Origin of the sequence: Ornithinimicrobium sp. F0845 (assembly GCF_023015765.1) — a bacterium.
Classification (GTDB): Bacteria; Actinomycetota; Actinomycetes; order Actinomycetales; family Dermatophilaceae; genus Ornithinicoccus.
Window position 1 is genome coordinate 188078 of the sequence record NZ_JALKAL010000006.1, and the last position, 20204, is coordinate 208281.

General features: G+C 70.2%; 19 protein-coding genes. 10 read left to right on the plus strand and 9 right to left on the minus strand.

Going from position 1 to position 20204, the window contains the following annotated elements; genetic code table 11:
- Positions 1-2 precede the first annotated feature (2 nt).
- The 10 genes from MWU75_RS10975 to pgeF all read left to right on the plus strand — a co-directional run bounded on the left by MWU75_RS10975 (position 3) and on the right by pgeF (position 13086).
- Positions 3-1874, plus strand: a complete 1872-nt coding sequence (locus tag MWU75_RS10975) for a penicillin-binding protein 2 (protein WP_247090517.1) — start codon at positions 3-5, stop codon at positions 1872-1874.
- Positions 1875-3272 carry a UDP-N-acetylmuramoyl-tripeptide--D-alanyl-D-alanine ligase gene (gene murF / locus MWU75_RS10980; RefSeq protein ID WP_247090518.1) on the plus strand — a complete coding sequence of 466 codons (1398 nt, stop codon included), beginning with the start codon at positions 1875-1877 and terminating at the stop codon, positions 3270-3272.
- Positions 3272-4387, plus strand: coding sequence for a phospho-N-acetylmuramoyl-pentapeptide-transferase (gene mraY / locus MWU75_RS10985; RefSeq protein ID WP_247090519.1), 1116 nt, complete (start codon positions 3272-3274; stop codon positions 4385-4387). Before murF ends, mraY begins: the two co-directional genes overlap by 1 nt.
- Entirely contained in the window at positions 4384-5898 is a 1515-nt protein-coding gene (gene murD, locus MWU75_RS10990; protein WP_247090520.1) for a UDP-N-acetylmuramoyl-L-alanine--D-glutamate ligase, read from the plus strand. Before mraY ends, murD begins: the two co-directional genes overlap by 4 nt.
- Entirely contained in the window at positions 5895-7148 is a 1254-nt protein-coding gene (gene ftsW, locus MWU75_RS10995; protein WP_247090521.1) for a putative lipid II flippase FtsW, read from the plus strand. The genes murD and ftsW overlap by 4 nt, the downstream gene beginning before the upstream one ends.
- A 15-nt stretch (positions 7149-7163) precedes the next feature.
- The gene (gene murG, locus MWU75_RS11000; RefSeq protein WP_247090522.1) at positions 7164-8345 is read left to right on the plus strand and encodes an undecaprenyldiphospho-muramoylpentapeptide beta-N-acetylglucosaminyltransferase; all 1182 of its coding nucleotides are present in this window, start codon (positions 7164-7166) and stop codon (positions 8343-8345) included.
- A complete protein-coding gene (gene murC / locus MWU75_RS11005) occupies positions 8342-9844 on the plus strand; it encodes a UDP-N-acetylmuramate--L-alanine ligase (RefSeq protein WP_247090523.1) in 1503 nt (500 codons plus the stop codon). Before murG ends, murC begins: the two co-directional genes overlap by 4 nt.
- Positions 9844-10707, plus strand: coding sequence for an FtsQ-type POTRA domain-containing protein (locus MWU75_RS11010; protein ID WP_247090524.1), 864 nt, complete (start codon positions 9844-9846; stop codon positions 10705-10707). Before murC ends, MWU75_RS11010 begins: the two co-directional genes overlap by 1 nt.
- Positions 10708-10849: 142 nt before the next feature.
- Complete coding sequence (gene ftsZ, locus MWU75_RS11015; RefSeq protein ID WP_247090525.1) at positions 10850-12181, plus strand: cell division protein FtsZ; 1332 nt, start codon at positions 10850-10852, stop codon at positions 12179-12181.
- 152 nt (positions 12182-12333) lie between these two features.
- Positions 12334-13086: a peptidoglycan editing factor PgeF gene (pgeF, locus tag MWU75_RS11020; protein WP_247090526.1), complete on the plus strand. Its 753-nt coding sequence runs from the start codon at positions 12334-12336 to the stop codon at positions 13084-13086.
- A gap of 134 nt (positions 13087-13220) precedes the next feature.
- On the opposite strand, the gene MWU75_RS11025 is transcribed toward pgeF, so the two are convergent.
- The 9 genes from MWU75_RS11025 to MWU75_RS11065 form a co-directional block, all read right to left on the minus strand.
- On the minus strand, positions 13221-14090 hold the full coding sequence (locus tag MWU75_RS11025; protein ID WP_247090528.1) for an LLM class flavin-dependent oxidoreductase: 870 nt from the start codon (positions 14088-14090) through the stop codon (positions 13221-13223).
- A 172-nt stretch (positions 14091-14262) separates the two neighbouring features.
- A complete protein-coding gene (gene ung, locus MWU75_RS11030) occupies positions 14263-14934 on the minus strand; it encodes a uracil-DNA glycosylase (protein WP_247090530.1) in 672 nt (223 codons plus the stop codon).
- A gap of 126 nt (positions 14935-15060) precedes the next feature.
- Positions 15061-15360 carry a hypothetical protein gene (locus MWU75_RS11035; RefSeq protein WP_247090532.1) on the minus strand — a complete coding sequence of 100 codons (300 nt, stop codon included), beginning with the start codon at positions 15358-15360 and terminating at the stop codon, positions 15061-15063.
- Positions 15350-15631 carry a hypothetical protein gene (locus tag MWU75_RS11040; RefSeq protein WP_247090534.1) on the minus strand — a complete coding sequence of 94 codons (282 nt, stop codon included), beginning with the start codon at positions 15629-15631 and terminating at the stop codon, positions 15350-15352. Before MWU75_RS11040 ends, MWU75_RS11035 begins: the two co-directional genes overlap by 11 nt.
- A 408-nt stretch (positions 15632-16039) precedes the next feature.
- Positions 16040-16513, minus strand: a complete 474-nt coding sequence (locus MWU75_RS11045; protein WP_247090536.1) for a DUF6632 domain-containing protein — start codon at positions 16511-16513, stop codon at positions 16040-16042.
- A gap of 228 nt (positions 16514-16741) precedes the next feature.
- A complete protein-coding gene (locus MWU75_RS11050; protein ID WP_247090537.1) occupies positions 16742-17116 on the minus strand; it encodes a PH domain-containing protein in 375 nt (124 codons plus the stop codon).
- A 667-nt stretch (positions 17117-17783) separates the two neighbouring features.
- Positions 17784-17945, minus strand: a complete 162-nt coding sequence (locus MWU75_RS20310) for a hypothetical protein (RefSeq protein ID WP_348647758.1) — start codon at positions 17943-17945, stop codon at positions 17784-17786.
- A gap of 276 nt (positions 17946-18221) precedes the next feature.
- Positions 18222-18923 (minus strand): GntR family transcriptional regulator, encoded by a 702-nt coding sequence (locus MWU75_RS11060; protein ID WP_247090539.1) that lies wholly within the window; start codon positions 18921-18923, stop codon positions 18222-18224.
- A 5-nt stretch (positions 18924-18928) separates the two neighbouring features.
- Positions 18929-20158 carry a CaiB/BaiF CoA-transferase family protein gene (locus MWU75_RS11065; protein ID WP_247090540.1) on the minus strand — a complete coding sequence of 410 codons (1230 nt, stop codon included), beginning with the start codon at positions 20156-20158 and terminating at the stop codon, positions 18929-18931.
- Between the last annotated feature and the right edge of the window lie 46 nt (positions 20159-20204).

Sequence of the window (20204 nt, forward strand, 5' to 3'; positions counted from 1 at the left end):
GCATGGCCACTCGCCGACCCAAGGCACCCAAGGGGCTCAGAGGTGTGGTGCACCCCCAGCGACGGATGCGGATCATGCTCTTCGGCATCCTCGTCGTCTTCAGCCTGTTCGCGGCACAGCTGGTCAAGCTCCAGGGGCTGGACGCCGCGAGCGTCTCGGCCGCGGCCGTCGACCGGCGCCTGCACGAGGTGACCATCCCGGCCTCCCGCGGCACGATCTACGACGCCAACGGCGTGGTGCTGGCTGAGTCCATCGAGCGGCGCCACATCACGGCCGACCCCACTGCGGTGAAGACCTACACCAAGCGCATCGACGGCGAGAAGGTCGAGGTTGGCTATGCCGGGGCCGCTGCCGAGATCGCCGCCGTCACCGGGGGCGACGCCGCCCGGATGGAGCAGACCCTGCGCGACCGCGACGGTGCCCGGTGGACCTATCTGCAGAAGGACGTCTCCCCGCAGACCTGGCAGGAGGTGCACGCCCTGGGCATCCCCGGGATCTACTCCGAGCCGTTCGTCAAGCGCTCCTACCCCCTCGGCTCGGCGATGGCACCGCTGGTCGGCTGGGTCGGCTCCAGCGGGCTGCCCGCCAACGGCATCGAGCTGATGTTTGACGAGCGGCTCAACGGCACGCCGGGCTCGACGACCTACGAGCTGGGCGGGCGCGGCGAGATCATCACGACCGGCACGAGCAGCGAGATCCCCGCCGTGCCCGGTGAGGACGTCCACCTGACGATCGACAGCGACCTGCAGTGGACGGCCTACAACGCCGTGGCCAACGAGGTGCGTCGCAACGGCTCGCTGACCGGCTCGGCCATGGTGCTGGATGCCGACACCTGCGAGATCCTCGCGGCCGCCACCTACCCCGCCTTCGACCCCTCGGACGCGCAGCAGACCTCCGAGGGGCTGCGCAACCCGCTCTTCGAGGACGTCTACGAGCCGGGCTCGACCTCCAAGGTGATCACCGCCGCGGCGGCGCTGGAGGAGGACATCGTCGACGTGGAGACCCCGTTCGTGGTGCCCAACCGGATCTACCGCGGCGGCAGCAGCTTCAAGGACTCGCACGACCCCGACACCCCCTACCTCACCTTCGCGGGGATCCTCGCGACCTCCTCCAACATGGGCACGATCATGTATGGCGAGGAGCTGCCGGACGAGGTGTTCTACCAGTACATGCGCGACTTCGGCATGGGCAACCCCGCCTCCCTGGGCTTCCCCGGCCAGTCGGCCGGGTCGGTCCCGGCCGTCGAGGACTGGAGCGCGACCAGCAAGTACACGTTGTACTTCGGGCAGGGTCTGGCGAGCACCATGATCCAGCAGATCGGCGTCTTCCAGACCGTGGCCAGCGGTGGCGTCCACTGCGACCCCAAGGTCATCAAGGGCACCACCGAGGAGGGCGGCCGCTACGTTGCCGAGGCCGACTCCGAGGGCGACCGGGTCATCTCGGAGGAGACGGCCGCCGAGCTCACCTCGATCATGGAGTACGTCCCCAGCGAGGAGGGCACGGCCCGCAAGGCCGCCGTCGAGGGCTACCGCGTCGCGGGCAAGACCTCCACCGCCGACCGCTACGACCCGACCAAGCGCCGCTACTCGGGCGTGACGTCAGGCTTCATCGGCTTCGCACCGGCCGACGACCCCGACCTCGTCGTGGCGGTCGTGATGCAGCGTCCGACCCGCGGCAAGTGGGGTGGCGAGCTGGCCGGTCCGGTCTTCTCCGAGATCATGCGCTACGGCCTGACCTCCCGGGGCGTGGAGCCGAGCACGACGGAGGCCCCGCAGGTCAAGCTGGAGTACGATCCCAACGCTCCCGCCCCCCGGGACGTGAGCCCCGGTGCGACACTGGGCGACATCGCCATCCGAGACGAAGGGAACGCCTGAGTGATCGAGTTGACCCTCGGTGAGATCGCCGAGGCAACCGGCGGGCAGGTGCACCCCGCCAGCGCGATGGACACGCGGATCACGGCCACGGTGGTCACCGACTCCCGGGAGGCCCAGGCCGGCAGCCTGTATGTCGCGCGGCTGGGGGAGCACGCCGACGGCCACGAGTATGTCGGGGGCGCGGCGGAGCGCGGTGCCGTGGCAGCCCTCACCTCGCGCCGGGTCGACGAGCTGCCCTGCGTCGTCGTCGAGGACACCACCGACGGCTTCGCCGCCCTCGGCCGGGAGGTCGTCGACCGCTGCATCGCGGCCGGTGGCCTGCAGATCATCGGGATCACCGGCTCCTCCGGCAAGACCTCCACCAAGGACCTCGCCGCGCAGGTGGTCGCCGACCTCGGCCCGACGGTGGCTCCGATCGCCTCCTACAACTCCGAGGTCGGGGTGCCGCTCACCGTGTGCCGGCTCACCGAGGACACGGAGTACCTCGTGGCCGAGATGGGCGCCTCCGGCGTGGGCCACATCGACTTCCTCACCGCCATCGCCCCGCCGCGGATCGGCGTCGTGCTCAACGTCGGCACCGCCCACCTGGGCGAGTTCGGCAGCCGCGAGGCCATCGCGCACACCAAGGCCGAGCTGGTCCGGGCCCTGCCCGAGGACGGCCTTGCCGTGCTCAACGCCGACGACCCCGTCGTGGCCGCGATGGTCGCACAGACCGCCGCGCGGGTGGTGACCGTCGGCCAGAGTCCCGACGCCCAGGTGCGCGCCGACGACGTCGAGATCAACGTGCGCGGCCAGGCATCCTTCACCCTCGGCATCCCGGGTGAGACCCCGGTGCCGGTCGCGCTGCGGCTGCACGGGCCGCACCACGTGGGCAACGCCCTCGCGGTCGCCGCCGTCGCCCACGAGCTCGGCATGCCGGTGGAGCAGATCGCGCAGGCGCTGGGGCGGGCCGGCGCGGTCAGCCGCTGGCGGATGGAGGTCCACGAGCGGCCCGACGGCGTGACGATCGTCAACGACGCCTACAACGCCAACCCCGACTCGATGCGCGCGGCCCTGCGCTCCCTGGCGGTGATGCGCGACGCCGGGGCGGCCGTCGCGGTCGTCGGCGAGATGCGCGAGCTGGGCGAGGACTCAGAGACCGAGCACCGGGCGATCGGCGAGCTCGCCGCGGGCCTGGGCATCGACACGGTCGTGGCCGTCGGGGACGGGGCCCGCGCGGTGGCGGACGGCTTCCGCGCAGCCGGCGGACGGCATACTCACGAGTGCCCCGACACCGACGCGGCCCGCGAGCTGCTCGAGCAGATCCTGCACCCCGGCGACGTCGCCCTCCTGAAGTCCAGCCGGGACTCCGGCCTGCGCTTCCTGGGTGACCAGCTGGTCGGCGAGGAGTCGCCCTAATGGTCACCATCGTCCTGGCGGCGGCGATCGCGATGGTGGTGGCGCTCTTCGGCACGCCCCTGTTCATCAAGTTCCTGGTCCGCCGCGGCTACGGCCAGTTCATCCGCGACGACGGCCCCACCTCGCACCACACCAAGCGCGGCACCCCGACGATGGGCGGCGCCGTGATCCTGGCGGCGACCCTCATCGGCTACTTCGGCGCGCACCTGATGCTGTGGGTCATCTCCCAGACCGGGCTGATGAACTTCGGCGCCAGCTCGATGAGCATCAGCGGGCTGCTCGTGCTCTTCCTGATGGCCGGGCTGGGCCTGGTCGGGTTCGCCGACGACTGGACCAAGATCTCCAAGCAGCGCAGCCTGGGCCTGCGCTCCCACGAGAAGCTCATCGGCCAGACCGCGGTCGCGGTGGTCTTCGCGATCCTGGCGCTGCAGTTCCCCGGCGACGCGTTCCGCACCCCGGCCAGCACGGCCATCAGCTTCGTGCGGGACACCTCGCTGGACCTGGCGGTCTTCGGCACAGTCGGCGGTCTCATCGCGTTCGTCATCTGGGCGAACATCATGATCGCCGGCGCGTCCAACGGGGTGAACCTCACCGACGGCCTGGACGGCCTGGCCACCGGCGCCTCGGTGATGGTCTTCGGCGGCTACGTCCTCATCGGCATCTGGCAGTTCAACCAGAACTGCCAGATCACCCCCGGGCCCAACTGCTACGACGTGCGCGACGCCCACGACCTCGCCGTCGTCGCCGCGTGCGTCGCCGGCGCCTGCTTCGGCTTCCTGTGGTGGAACGCCTCGCCCGCCAAGATCTTCATGGGCGACACCGGCAGCCTCGCCCTCGGCGGCGCGCTGGCCGGCCTGGCGATCACCACCCACACCCAGCTGCTCATGGTCATCCTGGGCGGCCTGTTCGTCATCATCACGATGTCGGTGATCATCCAGGTCGGCTCGTTCAAGCTCACCGGCAAACGGGTCTTCCGGATGGCGCCACTGCAGCACCACTTCGAGCTGCTGGGGTGGAACGAGGTCACCATCGTGATCCGCTTCTGGATCATCCAGGGCCTGTGCGTGGCGGCCGGCCTGGGCATCTTCTACGCCGAGTGGGTGGTCTCGCTGTGAGCGACCGATTGACGTCCCTGACCCACCGCGACGCCGACTGGGCCGGGCTGCGGGTGGTCGTCACCGGTCTGGGGATCAGCGGCTTCGCCGCCGCCGACGCGCTGCTCGAGCGGGGTGCCCGGGTGATCGTCGTCGACGCAGGCAACGGCACCACCGAGCAGTCCGAGCGAGCCCGCATCCTGGGCATCCTGGACGCCGACGTCCGCCTCGGCCCCGAGCACGTCACCGACCTGCCGCAGTATGCCGACGGGCAGGTCGACCTGGTCGTCACCTCTCCCGGCTGGCGCCCCGACCAGCCGGTGCTGGCCGCGGCGGCGAGTCACGGCATACCGATCTGGGGGGAGGTCGAGCTGGCCTGGCGGATGCGCCCGGCCACCGGCGCGGCCCCCTGGCTGACGGTCACCGGCACCAACGGCAAGACCACGACCGTGCAGATGCTGGAGGCGATCCTGCGCGCCGACGGGCTGCGGGCGCTGGCCGTCGGCAACGTCGGCACGCCGATCATCGAGGCGCTGCTGGACCCCGAGCCCTACGACGTGCTGGCGGTCGAGCTGTCCAGCTTCCAGCTGCACTGGTCGGAGTCGATCTCGGCGATGGCCTCGTGCGTGCTCAACGTCGCGCCCGACCACCTGGACTGGCACGGCGGCGAGGCGGCCTATGCGGCGTCCAAGGCCAAGATCTACGAGCGCACCCAGGTGGCCTGCGTCTACAACGTCGACGACCCGGCCACCGAGGCGATGGTCGAGGAGGCCGACGTCGTCGAGGGGTGCCGGGCGATCGGCTTCACCCTCGGCACCCCCGACCTGTCGATGCTCGGGGTGGTGGAGGACGTGCTCGCCGACCGGGCGTTCGTCGCCGAGCGCAAGACCTCGGCGGCCGAGCTGGGCACGCTGCGCGACCTGACCTGGGGCGACCTGACCGGCGGCAGCGACACCGCACCGCCGCCGCACCTGGTGGCCGACGCCCTCGCCGCGGCGGCCCTGGCGCGGGCCTACGGCGTCTCCACGGCCGCGGTCCAGCGGGGGCTGCGCGACTTCCGGCCCGCCGAGCACCGGATCACCGAGGTCGGCCAGATCGACGGGGTCCGCTTCGTCGACGACTCCAAGGCCACCAACCCGCACGCGGCCGCGGCCTCGCTGCGGGCCTACGAGTCGATCGTGTGGGTGGCCGGGGGACAGCTCAAGGGTGCCGAGGTCGACGCCCTGGTCGCCGACGCGGCCGACCGCCTGCGCGGGGCGGTGCTGATGGGCCAGGACCGCGACCAGATCGCGGCCGCCCTGGGCCGACACGCGCCCGACGTCCCCGTCATCAAGGTGCCCAGCGGTCACACTACGGATGTGACTGGTGTGATGGATGAGGCGATTGAGGCGGCGCTGACGCTGGCGCGCCCGGGGGACGTCGTGCTGCTCGCTCCTGCTGCGGCCTCGCTGGACATGTTCGACAACTACGGGGTCCGGGGCGAGCTGTTCACCGAGTCGGTGCGGCGGAGGGCCGGCGGGGCGATCTCATGACCACCTGGCCCGTCCGCCGTGAGGAGCAGGGCCGGGAGTCGGTGGCCGCGGGGGTGGGGGAGCGGCTTCGCTCACCCGTTGCGCCCTACTACCTGCTGCTCGGGGCCACCAGCCTGCTGGTCGCCATCGGCCTGGTCATGGTGCTCTCGGCCAGCAGCGTCAGCTCCTTCCAGCAGGACGGCAGCTCCTACACGGTCTTCCTGACCCAGCTGATGTATGCCGGGGCGGGCATCGTCCTGGCCTTCCTCTGCAGCCGGCTCCCGGTGCGCGCCTGGAAGTGGCTGGCGCCGTGGGGCATGGTGGCCGCGATCGGCCTGCAGGCGCTGGTGTTCAGCCCGCTCGGCGTCGACTTCCAGGGCAACCGCAACTGGATCAGCCTGGCTGGCTTCTCGGTGCAGCCCTCGGAGTTCGGCAAGCTCGCGCTGGTCGTCTTCGGGGCCGCTGTGCTGGCCAGGAAGCGGCGCGTGCTGGGCAGGATCAGCCACGTGCTCATCCCGTTCGTGATCCCCGGAGCAGGTGTGCTCATCGCGCTCGTCCTGGCCGGTCACGACCTGGGCACCGTGCTGATCCTCACCGCCATCACCGGCGGCATGATGTTCGGCGCCGGGGTGCAGGCCCGCTGGTTCATCGGCGTCGCGGCGCTGACCGGCGGCGGCGCGGCCTACATGGCGGCGCTGAGCGCCAACCGGATGGAGCGCATCCAGGTCTGGATCGGCGACATCTGCACCACACCCGACGTCAAGGGCTGCTTCCAGAAGGTCCACGCGGAGTATGCCCTGGCCGACGGCGGCTGGTGGGGGCTCGGACTGGGCGGCAGCCGCGAGAAGTGGGGCCTGCTGCCGGAGCCGCACAACGACTTCATCCTGGCCATCATCGGCGAGGAGCTGGGCCTGCCCGGCACGCTCACGGTCATGGCGCTGTTCGTCGTCATCGCCTACGCCTGCTACCGCATCGTGGTGACCAGCCCCGACTTCTTCGTGCGGATCGCCGCCTGCGGCATCATGGTCTGGCTCGTCGCGCAGGCCATGCTCAACATCGGCTCGGTCATCGGGATGCTGCCGATCATCGGGGTGCCGCTGCCCCTGGTCTCCTCGGGCGGCTCGGCCCTGGTGGCCGCCCTCATGGGGGTCGGGGTGCTGCTGTCGCTGGCGCGGTCGCTGCCCGGCGCCCGCGAGTCGCTGGCGGGTCGGCCCTCGGTCCTGCGGCGTACCCTGGCAGTGGTGCCGGCTCCCCGGCTCCGGCGACGCTGATCGGAGCTGCCTCCCGTGAACGACCCCCTGGACAACCCCGCAGACGACCCCATGGACAACCTTGTGGACAACCTTGTGGACAACGCTGCGGGCGATGCTGTGAAGGACGCTCTGTCCGTCGTGCTCGCCGGCGGCGGCTCGGCCGGTCACGTCAACCCGCTGCTGGCCACGGCCGACGCGCTGCGCGAGCTGGTGCCGGACTGCAACATCGTGGTCCTGGGCACCGAGGACGGGCTGGAGGCCCGGCTCGTGCCCGAGCGGGGCTACGACCTGGAGTTCCTGCCCAAGGCGCCATTCCCGCGGCGCCCCAACGCGGCCGCCCTGAAGTTCCCCGCCTCGATGCGACGAGCCATCTCCCGGGCCGCCGAGGTCATCCGCGGCGCCGACGCGGACGTCGTCGTGGGTTTCGGCGGCTATGTCGCGACGCCCGCCTACCTGGCGGCCCGCCGCACCGATACCCCGATCGTCATCCACGAGCAGAACGCCCGTCCCGGGCTGGCCAACCGGCTCGGTGCCCGGTTCACCGAGCACGTGGCGACGACCTTCGACACCACCCCGCTGCGCGGTGCCCGCGTCGTCGGGCTGCCGATGCGCACGGAGATCACCGAGCTGGACCGCGCCGCGCTCCGGGACGAGGGGTTGTCCCACTTCGGGCTGCGCGCGGACCGCACGACCCTGCTGGTCTTCGGTGGCTCGCTCGGCGCGCAGCGGCTCAACGACGCCTTCCCGGCCGCGGCGGCCGAGCTGCGCACCGCCGGGGTGCAGGTCCTGCACCTCACCGGGGCGGGCAAGGCCGTGGACGTGCCCGAGGACGACGACTGCCCCTACGTCACGCGTGAGTACAGCGACCGCATGGACCTCGCCTACAGCGTCGCCGACCTGGCAGTATGCCGTGCCGGCGCCGGCACCGTCTCCGAGCTGACCGCGGTGGGCCTGCCGGCGATCTACGTGCCGCTTCCCATCGGCAACGGGGAGCAGCGGCTCAACGCCGCGGACGTGGTCGCGGCCGGGGGCGGGCTGCTGGTGGCCGACGCCGACGTCACGGCGGAGTGGGTGCGCGAGACCGTGGTGCCGCTGGTGGCCGACCGGGAGCGGCTGGACCAGATGTCGGCCGAGGCGGCCGTCATGGGCACCCGGGACGCCGCCGAGGTGCTGGCGCGCCTGGTGCTCTCTGCCGCCGGGAGAGATCCCGCATGACGGCCGGGGTCAACGACCGGTTCGACTTCACCGCCCCGGTGCCCCCGGTGGCCGACCTCGGACCGGTCCACTTCATCGCGATCGGGGGCTCGGGCATGTCCGGGGTCGCGCGGATGTTCCTGGCCGCCGGTGTCCGGGTCTCGGGCTCGGACGCCCGCGACAGCGCCACCCTGCGGGAGCTGGAGGCCGAGGGGGCCAGGGTCGTCGTGGGCCAGCGTGCGGAGAACCTCGGCGACGACGTCGAGACGGTGGTGGTCTCCTCGGCGATCCGGGAGACCAACCCCGAGCTGGCCGCGGCGCGCGAGCGCGGCCTGCGGGTGCTGCACCGGGCACAGGGCATCGCCGCGCTGCTCCACGGCCGGTCGGCGGTCGCGGTCGCGGGCGCCAACGGTAAGACGACGACCAGCGGCATGCTGACCGTCGCGCTGGAGCACTCAGGTGCCCACCCGGCATACGTCCTGGGGTCCCCGCTCACCACCGGCGACGGGACCGGGACCAACGCGGCCCCGGGCACCGGCCCGTTCGTGGTCGAGGCCGACGAGAGCGACGGGTCGTTCCTGACCTATCGCCCCGACGTCGCCGTCGTCACCAACATCAAGCCCGACCACCTCGACTTCTATGGCGACTTTGTCACCATCGAGGCGACCTTCGCCCGGTTCGCCGGCACGATCCGTGAGGGTGGCCTGCTCGTGGCGGCCGCGGACGACCCCGGCGCGGTTGCCCTGGCGACCGCACACCGGGAGGCGGGCGGCGCGGTCGTCACGTTCGGCACCGGTGAGGGTGCCGACGTGCGGCTGACCGACCTGCGACCGGACGCGATGACGGCGACGGCGCAGGTGACCTGGCAGCGTGACCTGGCCCCGGTCCGCGGAGCGGAGTCCGGTGGCGCGGCGGTCATCCCCGCCGGGACCACCCGAACTCTGACCGTGCCGATGCCCGGTGAGCACAACCTGGCCAACTCGGCCGCAGCGCTGGTGGCCGCGACCGCCGGGCTGGGGCAGGACCTGGACGCCGTGCTGGCTGGCCTCGCCGCCTATCCCGGCACCCACCGCCGGTTCGAGCGGGTGGGGGAGGCATGTGGCGTGCGGGTCGTCGACGACTACGCCCACAACCCGGACAAGGTGGCCGCCGTGGTGCGCGCGGGCCGCGGGCTGGTCGACGCCTCCGGCGGGCGGCTGGCCGTGGTCTTCCAGCCGCACCTGTTCACCCGGACCCGCGACTTCGCCCGCGAGTTCGCGGCCGGCCTGTCCTCCGCCGACCTCGTCGTGCTGATGGACGTCTACGCCGCGCGCGAGGACCCCCTGGACGGCGTCACCGGGGCGACCATCGCCGAGCTGGTCGACGGGCCCGAGGTGCACTTCGTCGCCGACCGCGACGCGGTGGTCCCGACGGTCGCCGGGTGGGTCCGTGACGGCGACCTGGTGCTGGTCGTCGGCGCCGGTGACGTGACCGAGCTGGGGGCGCCCATCGTGACGGCGATCGCGGAGGGGGAGCGCTGATGTTCCGTCGCAAGGACAAGTCCGACACCTGGGACCTCGACGAGAGGTCCAGGGTCTATCGGTGGGGCAGGCGCAAGGGTCAGCCCAAGCCGCACCCCAAGCTCCGGCAGCGGGCGGCGGCGGTGCGCCGCCGTCCGTGGTGGGTCGCCGGGATCCTGGCCCTGGTGCTGGCGCTGATCGGCGGTGTGATCTATCTCTTCGGCTTCTCCACCGCATTCGTGGTCGAGCAGGTCACCGTGGCCGGTTCCGAGGGCGAGATCGCCGACGGAGCACGCGAGATCGGGGCCTCGACCCTGGGCCGACCGCTCGCCCGGGTCGACACCGACCGGCTCGAGGAGCTGGTGCTGGAGGACCTGCGGGTGGCCACGGTGGACGTCGGCCGGTCCTGGCCCTCAACCATCACCCTCGACCTGACGTTGCGCCAGCCCGCGCTGGCCATCGACCAGTCCGGCACCCGGGGGGTCCTGCTGGCCGACAGCGAGGGCGTCGTCTATGACACCGTCGACAAGGCGCCCTCTGACGTCATCGCCGTGCGAGCCCCGAGCGGTGACCTGGACCCGGTGGACCTCCAAGCCGTGCAGACCGTCCCGGCCGCACTCCCGCCGGCCATCGCCCGGCGCACGGACGGGCTGCGCTTGACGGGCGCGGGGGAGATCCAGTTCCAGGTCGGGACGATCGCGGTGACGTGGGGGGACGGGAGCAGCCCGGAGCTCAAGGCGCGCACTCTGGAGGCGCTGCTGGCGCAGGACGGCATCGACCCCACCGCCGAGCCGGAGGAGGGTGCGGAGCCGATCACCATCGACCTGAGCACGCCCACCACCGCTGTCGTCACCGGCCTGGAGACGGCCGAGCCCACCGCCTGAAACGCCTCGATCCCCGCCCTCACCTGGGCCTGCCTCCGGTTTGACCTCTAGTTGAGGTGTAGCGTGATGTGCGCACGCGGGATGAGGACGTATGCTCGCCCGGAAGCACGCTATTGCAGGACAATTTAGGAAGGGTCCACCTGTGTCCTCTGCGCAGAACTACCTGGCCGTCATCAAGGTCGTGGGCATCGGGGGCGGTGGCGTCAACGCCATCAACCGGATGATCGAGGTCGGCCTCAAGGGTGTCGAGTTCATCGCCATCAACACCGACGCCCAGGCGCTCCTGATGAGCGACGCCGACGTCAAGCTCGACGTGGGCCGCGAGCTCACCCGTGGACTCGGCGCCGGCGCTGATCCCGAGGTCGGCCGCAGGGCCGCTGACGACCACGCGGAGGAGATCGAGGAGGCGCTGCGCGGTGCCGACATGGTCTTCGTGACCGCAGGTGAGGGTGGCGGCACGGGCACCGGTGGAGCCCCGGTCGTGGCCAAGATTGCCAAGTCGCTCGGAGCGCTGACCATCGGTGTGGTCACCCGGCCCTTCACCTTCGAGGGTCGCCGTCGCGCCAACCAGGCCGAGACCGGCATCGGCGCCCTCCGCGAGGAGGTCGACACCCTGATCGTCATCCCCAACGACCGGCTGCTGTCCATCTCGGACCGTCAGGTCTCGATGCTCGATGCGTTCCGCAGCGCCGACCAGGTCCTGCTCTCCGGTGTCCAGGGCATCACCGACCTGATCACCACCCCGGGTCTGATCAACCTCGACTTTGCCGACGTCAAGTCGGTCATGCAGGGTGCCGGCTCGGCGCTCATGGGCATCGGCTCGGCCCGGGGCGAGGACCGCGCCGTCCAGGCCGCCGAGCTCGCGATCTCCAGCCCCCTGCTCGAGGCCTCCATCGAGGGCGCCCACGGCGTGCTGCTGTCGATCCAGGGTGGCTCCGACCTCGGTCTGTTCGAGATCAACGAGGCGGCCCGCCTGGTCCAGGAGGCGGCGCACCCCGAGGCCAACATCATCTTCGGGGCCGTCATCGACGACTCCCTGGGCGACGAGGTCCGCGTGACCGTCATCGCCGCCGGCTTCGACGGGGGAGCCCCGATGCAGCGCACCGACGAGCGCGCGCTGGGCCAGGTGCAGGCCGGCGGTGCCAACCGTCCCCCGCAGCAGCAGGGCCAGCCGCAGCAGGGCGGCCAGCAGCGCCCGGCGCAGCAGGCGCCGGCCAAGACCCAGGGGCAGCCGCAGGGCCAGCCCGGGCAGGGTGCCCCCGCACAGGGCCAGCCCGGGCAGGGTGCCCCCGCACAGGGCCAGCCGCAGCAGGGCGGCCAGCAGCGTCCCGCCGCCCAGCCCCAGCAGGGCCAGCCCGGGCAGCAGCCTCAGGGTCAGCGTCCGCAAGGTCAGCCCGCGCAGCCGCCCCGCCAGCCGCGCCCGGTGACCTTCGACGAGTCCGACGACCTGGACGTGCCTGACTTCCTGAAGTAGGCGAGAGGGCGCAACCCACGCCCCAGTGCAGGGGAACGTCCCGCTCGTCTGTCCTCGAGTCAGGTCCTGCTCATCTGCCGGCGAGGCAGTCCATGCCGCCCACGTGTGTTCTGCCGCCCGCATCCTGGAGTGCTCCGGCTAGATTGTGACCCGTGTTCAGATGGCGCGAGAGGGAGCCCGGGGTCGGCCCTCGGTTCGGGGTCGACTGGGCGATCACGGACCGCAGCGGGGGTGTCAGTGCGGGGTCGTACGCCTCGCTGAACCTGGGCGGGCACGTCCACGACGACCCCGTCGCGGTGTCGCGAAACCGGTCCAGAGTGGCCCGTGCGCTGGACCTGGAGTCTGACGACCTGCAGTTCATGCGGCAGGTCCACGGGTGTGATGTCGCCGTCGTCGGCAGTGGGATGCCCCAGCCGTCGCAGGCAGCGGACGTCATGATCACCGATGACCCGGATGTGGCCCTCGTGGTCCTGGTCGCCGACTGCACTCCGGTCCTGCTGCTCGATCGCACCGAGGGGCTCGCGGCTGTGGTCCACGCCGGCAGGGTGGGCTTCACCACCGGGGTGGTCGAGGCCGCCCTGAGCGCCATGGGGGACAGAGGAGCCCGCGACCTCGAGGCCGTCGTCGGGCCGTCGGTCTGCCCCCGCTGCTATGAGGTGCCCAGCGACCTGCGGGAGGCGGCAGCGGCGGCCAGCCCTGCGGCATACTCGGTCTCGAGCACCGGCACCCCGGCGATCGACGTCGCGGCCGGGGTCGTCGACCAGTTGCAGGGTGCCGGCGTCGCGGTGACCTGGCTGCCCGGGTGCACCCGCGAGGATGACTCGTTGTTCTCCCATCGCAGGGACGGCGTGACGGGACGCTTCGCCGGGCTGATCCGGCTCCTGCCACCAGAAGGAGCGGCTTGAGTCACCGCCAGGTGTGTCCACCGGGAGCCTGGTGCTTCTCGACGTCGCAGCGCGCCTCGGGTTCGCGCAGTCCTGGTCCGACGGTTGACGCGACCGGCTGGGGACGCAGCCCCACGACATACTGACGCTCCTGGTCACGCCAGTAATCGGGCAACCTCCGCGACAGCCCGGAGGAATCCGTGCAGATCGGGCTCCCCCGTTGGCGGCTGGAGGATGAGTGCGTCGGCCCCCGCGTCCGCGAACCGGCGTAGAGCGAGGGCGACGTCCTCGGGGTCACCCCAGAAACCGCGGTCGTCCACGTCAATGCCGCTCTGTGCGAGCTCGGCGCGCACCCGGTCCTCCGCGCCGTCGCCGAAGGCGGCCGTGACGTACGCGACGATGGTGGTCGCCTCCGCGTGGTTCGCAGCCGCCTGGCCCTGTCGAACCAGCTCGATCCGCTCGCTGATCTCCGCCGGGGTCAGCCCGCCGACCAGGATCGTCCCGTCGGCGATCTCGCCGGTGAGCGCCAAGGTCTTGGGGCCTTCGCCCGCGGAGTAGATCGGAGGCGGGGTCTCCGGTGGCCAGTCCAGGCGCACCCGGTCCAGCGTCACGTAGCGCCCCGAGGTCGTCACCTCCTCGCCGGCCAGGAGCGAGCGCAGCGCCGGGAGGTACTCACGCATGAGCGTCAGGGGAGAGGCGGCCCGGACACCGGCCTGCTCCATCCACGGCAGCACGCCGTGTCCGAGACCGGGATAGAAGCGGCCCGGGAACATCCACTCGATCGTGGCGATCTCCATGGCGGTCACCGTGACGTTGCGCAGGGGGAAGGGGGAGATGCCGAGGCCGACCCGCAACTCAGTGCTCCACGCCAGGGCCGCGGCCACCGATGCGTAGGCCGACTCGCGGAAACAGTCCTCCCAGAGCCACAGCTCCGGGACGCCCTCTGCCTCGCAGACCGCCACCGCATCCCGGAGGGCTTCCGGCGCATTGTCGTAGGGGCTGAAGACCGCACCAACGCGGGTCATGGTGGCCTCCGCATGGTGGGGTCCAGATATGGGTCGATGCGGCTCCGGTCTTGCAGGCGTGACATCTTGCGAGTCTGGCAGGTGGCCGTGAGATTTTCAGTCACAGGCGCCGGTCAGGTGCTCACGCAGCACACACGGCTAGACCCGGCTAGACCTGATCGTGCGTCGGCCGCTACTCAGGGATGGCCCAGTCGATCTCGCGTGTCGATCCAAGGAATGCATTGGCCCTGGAGAACGGGCTACTCGAGATGAACGGCCGAGACGTCCTTCGGGCAGACAGACCGGAGGGGTGGGACGACTCGATCACGTGGTGGTGCTCCGCGATCAGGGGACGTTTGCGACGGGCCCGGTTGCCCCACAGCATGAAGACCGCCGGGTCAGTCCGATCGCTGACGGCACGGATGACCTCGTCGGTGAAGGTCTCCCACCCGCGACGGGCGTGAGACTTGGGATGCCCGGCATCGACAGTCAGGATCGTGTTGAGCAGCAGGACGCCTTGCTCTGCCCAGTGAGTTAGGTCGCCGTGGGTGGGTTGCCCGATTCCGAGGTCGGACTCCAGTTCGCCAAGGATGTTCCGCAGCGAGGATGGCGGCGGGATTCCCTTCCGAACTGAGAAGCTCAGGCCGTGCGCCTGGCAAGGTCCGTGGTAGGGGTCTCGGCCGAGGATAACGACCTTGACCTCACCTAGCGGGGTCAGGTCAAGAGCCGCGAAGACGTCCTCTGTCGGTGGGGACACCTCCGCCTCGGCTCGCTGGGCGTTGACGAAGTCCTGGAGCGTCCGCCAGTACGGCTTGGCCATCTCGCGCTCCCGTATGACGGACCAGTCCGTTGCTTCGTGCTCCATCTTCTAGCGCATCGGCGCGAGGGGCCAACACAACTGGATGTACGAGGAGGACAACGTTGCCTCGGTGCCGGCGGATCGAACGAGCGCCCGCAGCAACGGAGGGCCTCCTCCAGGGCGTTCCTTGCTTCAGGCGACGGTGGACGCCAGTGCTTCCAAGTCCGCGCGTAGCCGGGCGATCATGGCTTGTGCTGAGGTGTCACGTGCGGCGAGCCGTGCGAGGAGTACGTCTCTGGCCAGAGTCGAGACTGGCAGGCCGCGAGTGGCTGCCAGCGCGGCCAGTGCCTCGAATTCCTCGTCGTTCAACCGCACCTGGAGGGTCTTGCTCCGGGCGTGGCCGCGGGAGACCGTGGTGCCGGACTTCAGCTCTGCGTCCTTGTTCGACTCAGAGGCGCTGGCTTCGGTCGTGATCAGTTCCTCAATCCCCATCGGGGGCCTCCTGTTCGTATCTGCGCTGGTCTGTGGTGCTCGAGGGCCAGGCGTTCACGGTCTCATCGGCTGGTAGCACGATGACGGTGATGATCCGCCCGGCAGTCGGTGACCAGCCGACCACGCGGAGGGTCCGACCGCTGAGTGATGACGGGCCCGGATCCAGGACCAGCCGGTCTGGGTCCTCCAGTGCTTCGTTCGCGATCAGCGGGGTCATGGCGTGCTTGGCGATGTAGTCGCCGCGAAACGTCCAGTCCGCCGAGCGGCCCATGCCCGCAGTGTATTACATCCGCACTACGACTAGCCAGCGCGGCGCATATGTAAAACTAATTTGACGTCAAGAGATTCGCGAAACAGCACTCTTGGTAGACCGATGACCTGGCTGCCGTGCGGAACACCTTCCACCACCTGGACGTGGACATCGGCAACCTCGCAGCTCGAGCGGTCGTGGTTCGAGGGGCCGCTCCACGCGGGGCCGTGGCCCGCAGCACCTCCTGCTTCACCGTGTTGCCGGCCGAGTCCTGCGCCGACATCGTCCTGGCCTGTCGAAGGAGCATGCGGTCTCGTCCAATCGGCACATGGGTGGCCTCGTTGCGCGACTGACACTCCCGCGCGTGTGGCGGATGTGCCTCGACGCGCGTCCGGCACAAGCCGGCCCCAACGGCATACTGCCTGGTCCTCAGCCTGGCTGGACGGCGGAGGTGAGCTGCTGCGGTCGCTGGTGCAGTCCGGCCGACCGGACGAGCGCGGCGAGGGCGATGGCGCCCAGGAGCAGTGCCATGACGTCGCCCCACAGGTGGCCTGTGTGGTCTGGATGGCCGAGCGACTGGATGGTCATGACGGCGGCGTGCGCGATGCTGGACCAGATCGTGAACCAGATCAGGCTGAGGTGGGCGGCCGGGTCGCGCGCTGCGGTGATGAGGCAGACGCCGAGCACGGCGTAGATGGCGACGATCATCATGAAGTAGTGCGAGTCGTGCGGTGCGCCGTCGTGCCAGGCCCAGCCTGAGGGCCACACGGCGGCGAGTGGGTAGAGCAGCAGGCTGACCGCACCGAAGGCGACGAGGGCCAGTTGAAGCAGGCGGTAGAACAGCGGCCGTGGGTGAGTGGTGGCGGTCTCTGTCGTGCCGCTCGGAGGAGTTGAGCGGTCCATGGAGCGACGCTACTCCCGGCGGGGCCTTCTGTCGGAGCGATTAAGTGGCCGCGCTGAGGGATGTGCGGACGCTCGGGCGACCTCGACCTCGACCTCGACCTCGACGTCGTCGTCGATGGACTGTGTCAGCGTCAGGTCGTGGATCGCCTGGCGCGTCGAAGATGACGTCGGTCTCGCGGGCGCTGAGCAGTGCAGGCTGCCATCCCTCGGGCAGCAGTGCGTGGGGTGCTACAGCACGTAGTGGGCGATGAGCTTGTTGAGGTACGCGACGTCGGTGTTTCCCTTGAACTCGAACCTGACGCGTCCAAGACCGGAAAACCAGAGTTCGAGTTCGGCGTCAAGGTCAAAGGTTCCGGCGGTCTCCACCGAGAAGGCCTGAACCCTCTTGAATGGCAAGGACGTGTAGTCCTTCTTCTTGCCGGTGATTCCCTGAATATTCACAGCGATGATCCGTTTGCTCGTGAAGACGATGTAGTCACGCATCCCCTTGAACGCGACGTAGCCCTGTTCGCCCTCGATCAGCAACGGGTCGATCTGAGACGCGACCTGCGCGTAGTCGATACGGCCCAGTTTCAGATAGCTGGCGTTCTGGAAGTCGATCATTGATGAGGTCCCTCGGTTGCATGGGTAGGAGGCAGGCGCAGTTTACCGAGAGAATCGAGCCGAACTTCAGCGTGGGCCGCGCCAGTCGAGAGGCGGTCGACGGCAGTTGCGAGAAATCGGCGGCGCAGCGGCGAACTGACCTCCGAGACAAATCGGCGATGGGGATCGGGCTCTCACCGGCGTGAAGAATGGATCTGCTTTCTTAGGACAAACTGGTCAAGATGCCGGTAAACAAGCGCATCTGATCGACATTTTGATCATGACATGACCGTAGTCCATGCCGCGTGGCCGCGGAACAGAGCGGTGCCCCACGCGCTACTGTCCACCTCATGGACCCGGTAGTGATTGCACTCGTGGTGTTCGTGGTCCTGGTTGGCGGGATCGTTCTTGTCCTGCTTTGGTGGCTTCGACAGGAGGCGCGAGGGCCGGCGGCAGACTCTGAGCGGTCGACTTCCTCCTCACTACGCGACCGCGCCCGGGCCCGCAGGCGCCGAGACAGGCGCCAACGAGGCCTCATGAACTGAGCTACATGGGGTGGGGCTGCGGCAGTGCTCACTACTCGGCTCGTGCGGTCGTCATGGGTTGAGCGCGTCCGCCAACCAGCGATTGCGCTGCGCAAGCAGATGAGTCATGTATCGCGTCAGGACCACCGCGTCGATCAGGCGCCCTAGCGGCCCCAGTGGTGAGCGAACTCCACCCGGTCGCTCATCAGTGTCCCGTCACCGTGCTCCTCGAAGACATGCTCGTGCCACCAGCGTGCGAACGGGCCGGACACCTGCTCGTCGACGAAACGGCTCGGCGACTCGAACTCGGTGATCTGAGTAGTCATCCTGAACGGGATGCCGAAGTGTCGGGCTCGCCAGGTGACGGTGTCACCCAGTGACATCGCACCTGAACGCACGCCACCGACGATCCGTTCGCCTGATCGCGACATAGACGCGGTGTGGGCATCGACGGACAGGCTGAGGTCGAAACAGCGCTGAGTTGGGGCAGCGATGTTCGTCGCGCGAACTAGATGTGGCACCCGCTGACCGTAACCCGTGCGTCTCGCGACGGTTCCAGTGCCCGCAGGTGATGACTCTGCAGATCCGGAAGGCCCGGACGGTCACTCAGTCAGGGTTTCCACATCCTCTGCATCACCCTGATGACCGGTCGCGTGGCGCGTCGACAGGATGTGCGAGCGCATCACCGACTCGGCCCACTCGCCGTCGCCGGCCCGCGCCGCCTCGACGAGCTGCTGGTGGGCCTGCATCGAGCGCTCGAGCGAGCGAGGGCTGTACTGCCGGAAGGTCCGGGTCACCACGGCTGGGCGGAAGAGCGCCTGCAGGGCGATGGACAGGTGCCGGTTGCCGCACCGCTCGACGAAGATCGCGTGGAACCGGTTGTTGAGCCGGGTGAGCTCGGCCGGGTCCTGACCGCCGGCCACGATCGCCTGCATCCGGGCGTCCAGGTCCTCGAGCTCGGCCAGGTCGTCCTCGCTGAGGCGCGGCACGGCCAGGCGGCACGCGACGGGCTCGAACTGGGCGCGGAGGTCATAGAGCGCGACCGTGTCCTCCGCGGTGAAGGACACCACCTGGGCGCCCTTGTTGGGCGTGGTGTCCACCAGGCCCTCGGCGGCCAGCCGCTTGAGGGCGTCGCGCACCGGCGTGCGGCTGACGCCGAGGTCCTGGGCCAGCGCCTGCTCATAGAGCCGCTCCCCGGCAGCGAACTGGCCCTCGGAGATCCGTGCGAGGAGCTCGGCATAGACCCGGTCGGAGGCGTCGCCCGAGCTGGGCTCGGTGGCATCTGCCGACGGGTCGCTCGCCATGCTCCTCACGCTAGGCCACGGTCCCGGAGCCCGGCGAGCTCATCGGCCGAGACGCCGACCTCGGCGAGCACCTCCGCCGTGTGCTCGCCCAGCTCCGGGCCGGGCCAGCGGACGGTGCCCGCCGTGCGGGACAGCCGTGGGAAGACGTTCTGCATCTGCACCTCACCGAGCACCGGGTGCGGCACCGTGGTGATCGTCTCGCGCGCGGCGAAGTGCGGGTCGGCGAGCATCTCCACCGGCCGGAAGATCTTGCCGTTGGGCACGGCGTGCTCGATGAGCAGCGCCTCCAGCTCCTCGACGCCCTTGGTCGCGGTGAACTCCGCGATGAGGTTGTCCAGCTCGACCTGTCGCTCACCGCGGGCCACGTGGGTGGCGAAGCGCTCGTCGGTGGCCAGCTCCGGCCGCCCGATCGCCTCGGCCAGCCGCGCGAAGACGGTGTCCTGGTTGGCGGCGATGAGGATCCAGGTGCCGTCGCGGGTCGGGTACACATTGCTCGGTGCGATGTTGGGCAGCACGGCCCCCGTGCGCTCGCGCTGATAGCCGGTGAGCTGCCACTCCGGGATCAGCGACTCCATCACGCCGAGGACTGCCTCGTAGATCGCCGAGTCCACGATCTGCCCGCGACCGCTGAGCTCGCGCTCGCGCAGCGCCGCGAGCGCCCCGATGGTGGCGAACATCGCGGCGAGCGTGTCGCCGATCGAGATGCCCATGCGTGACGGGGGAGTGCTCGGGTCACCGACGACATAACGCAACCCACCCATCGCCTCGCCGATCGCGCCATAACCCGGCCGCGCGGCATACGGCCCGTCCTGGCCGAACCCGGAGACCCGCACCATGATCAGACCCGGGTTGAGCTCGCGCAGTATGTCGTAGCCCAGGCCCCAGCGCTCCATCGTGCCGGGCCGGAAGTTCTCGACGAGGACGTCCGCGCCGGCGATGAGCTGCCGGGCGAGCTCCTGCCCCTCGGGCTCGCGCAGGTTGAGGGTGACCGACCTCTTGTTGCGCCCGACGATCGACCACCACAGCGACTGGTCCCTGGGCCGCTGGCGCCCCCACATCCGCAACGGGTCGCCGCGGCTCGGGTCCTCGATCTTGACCACGTCGGCCCCAAGATCTCCGAGCAGCTGACCGCAGAACGGTCCCGCGAGCAGCTGGCCGACCTCAACTACCCGTATGCCGTGCAGCGGGCCCCTCTGCTGGCTCTCCTGAGGCTGCGGGTCGGGCGGTGCGGTCACGTTGTCGCTCCTGGTCGGCCGGCGGTGAGGGACGGGAACTGAGGAT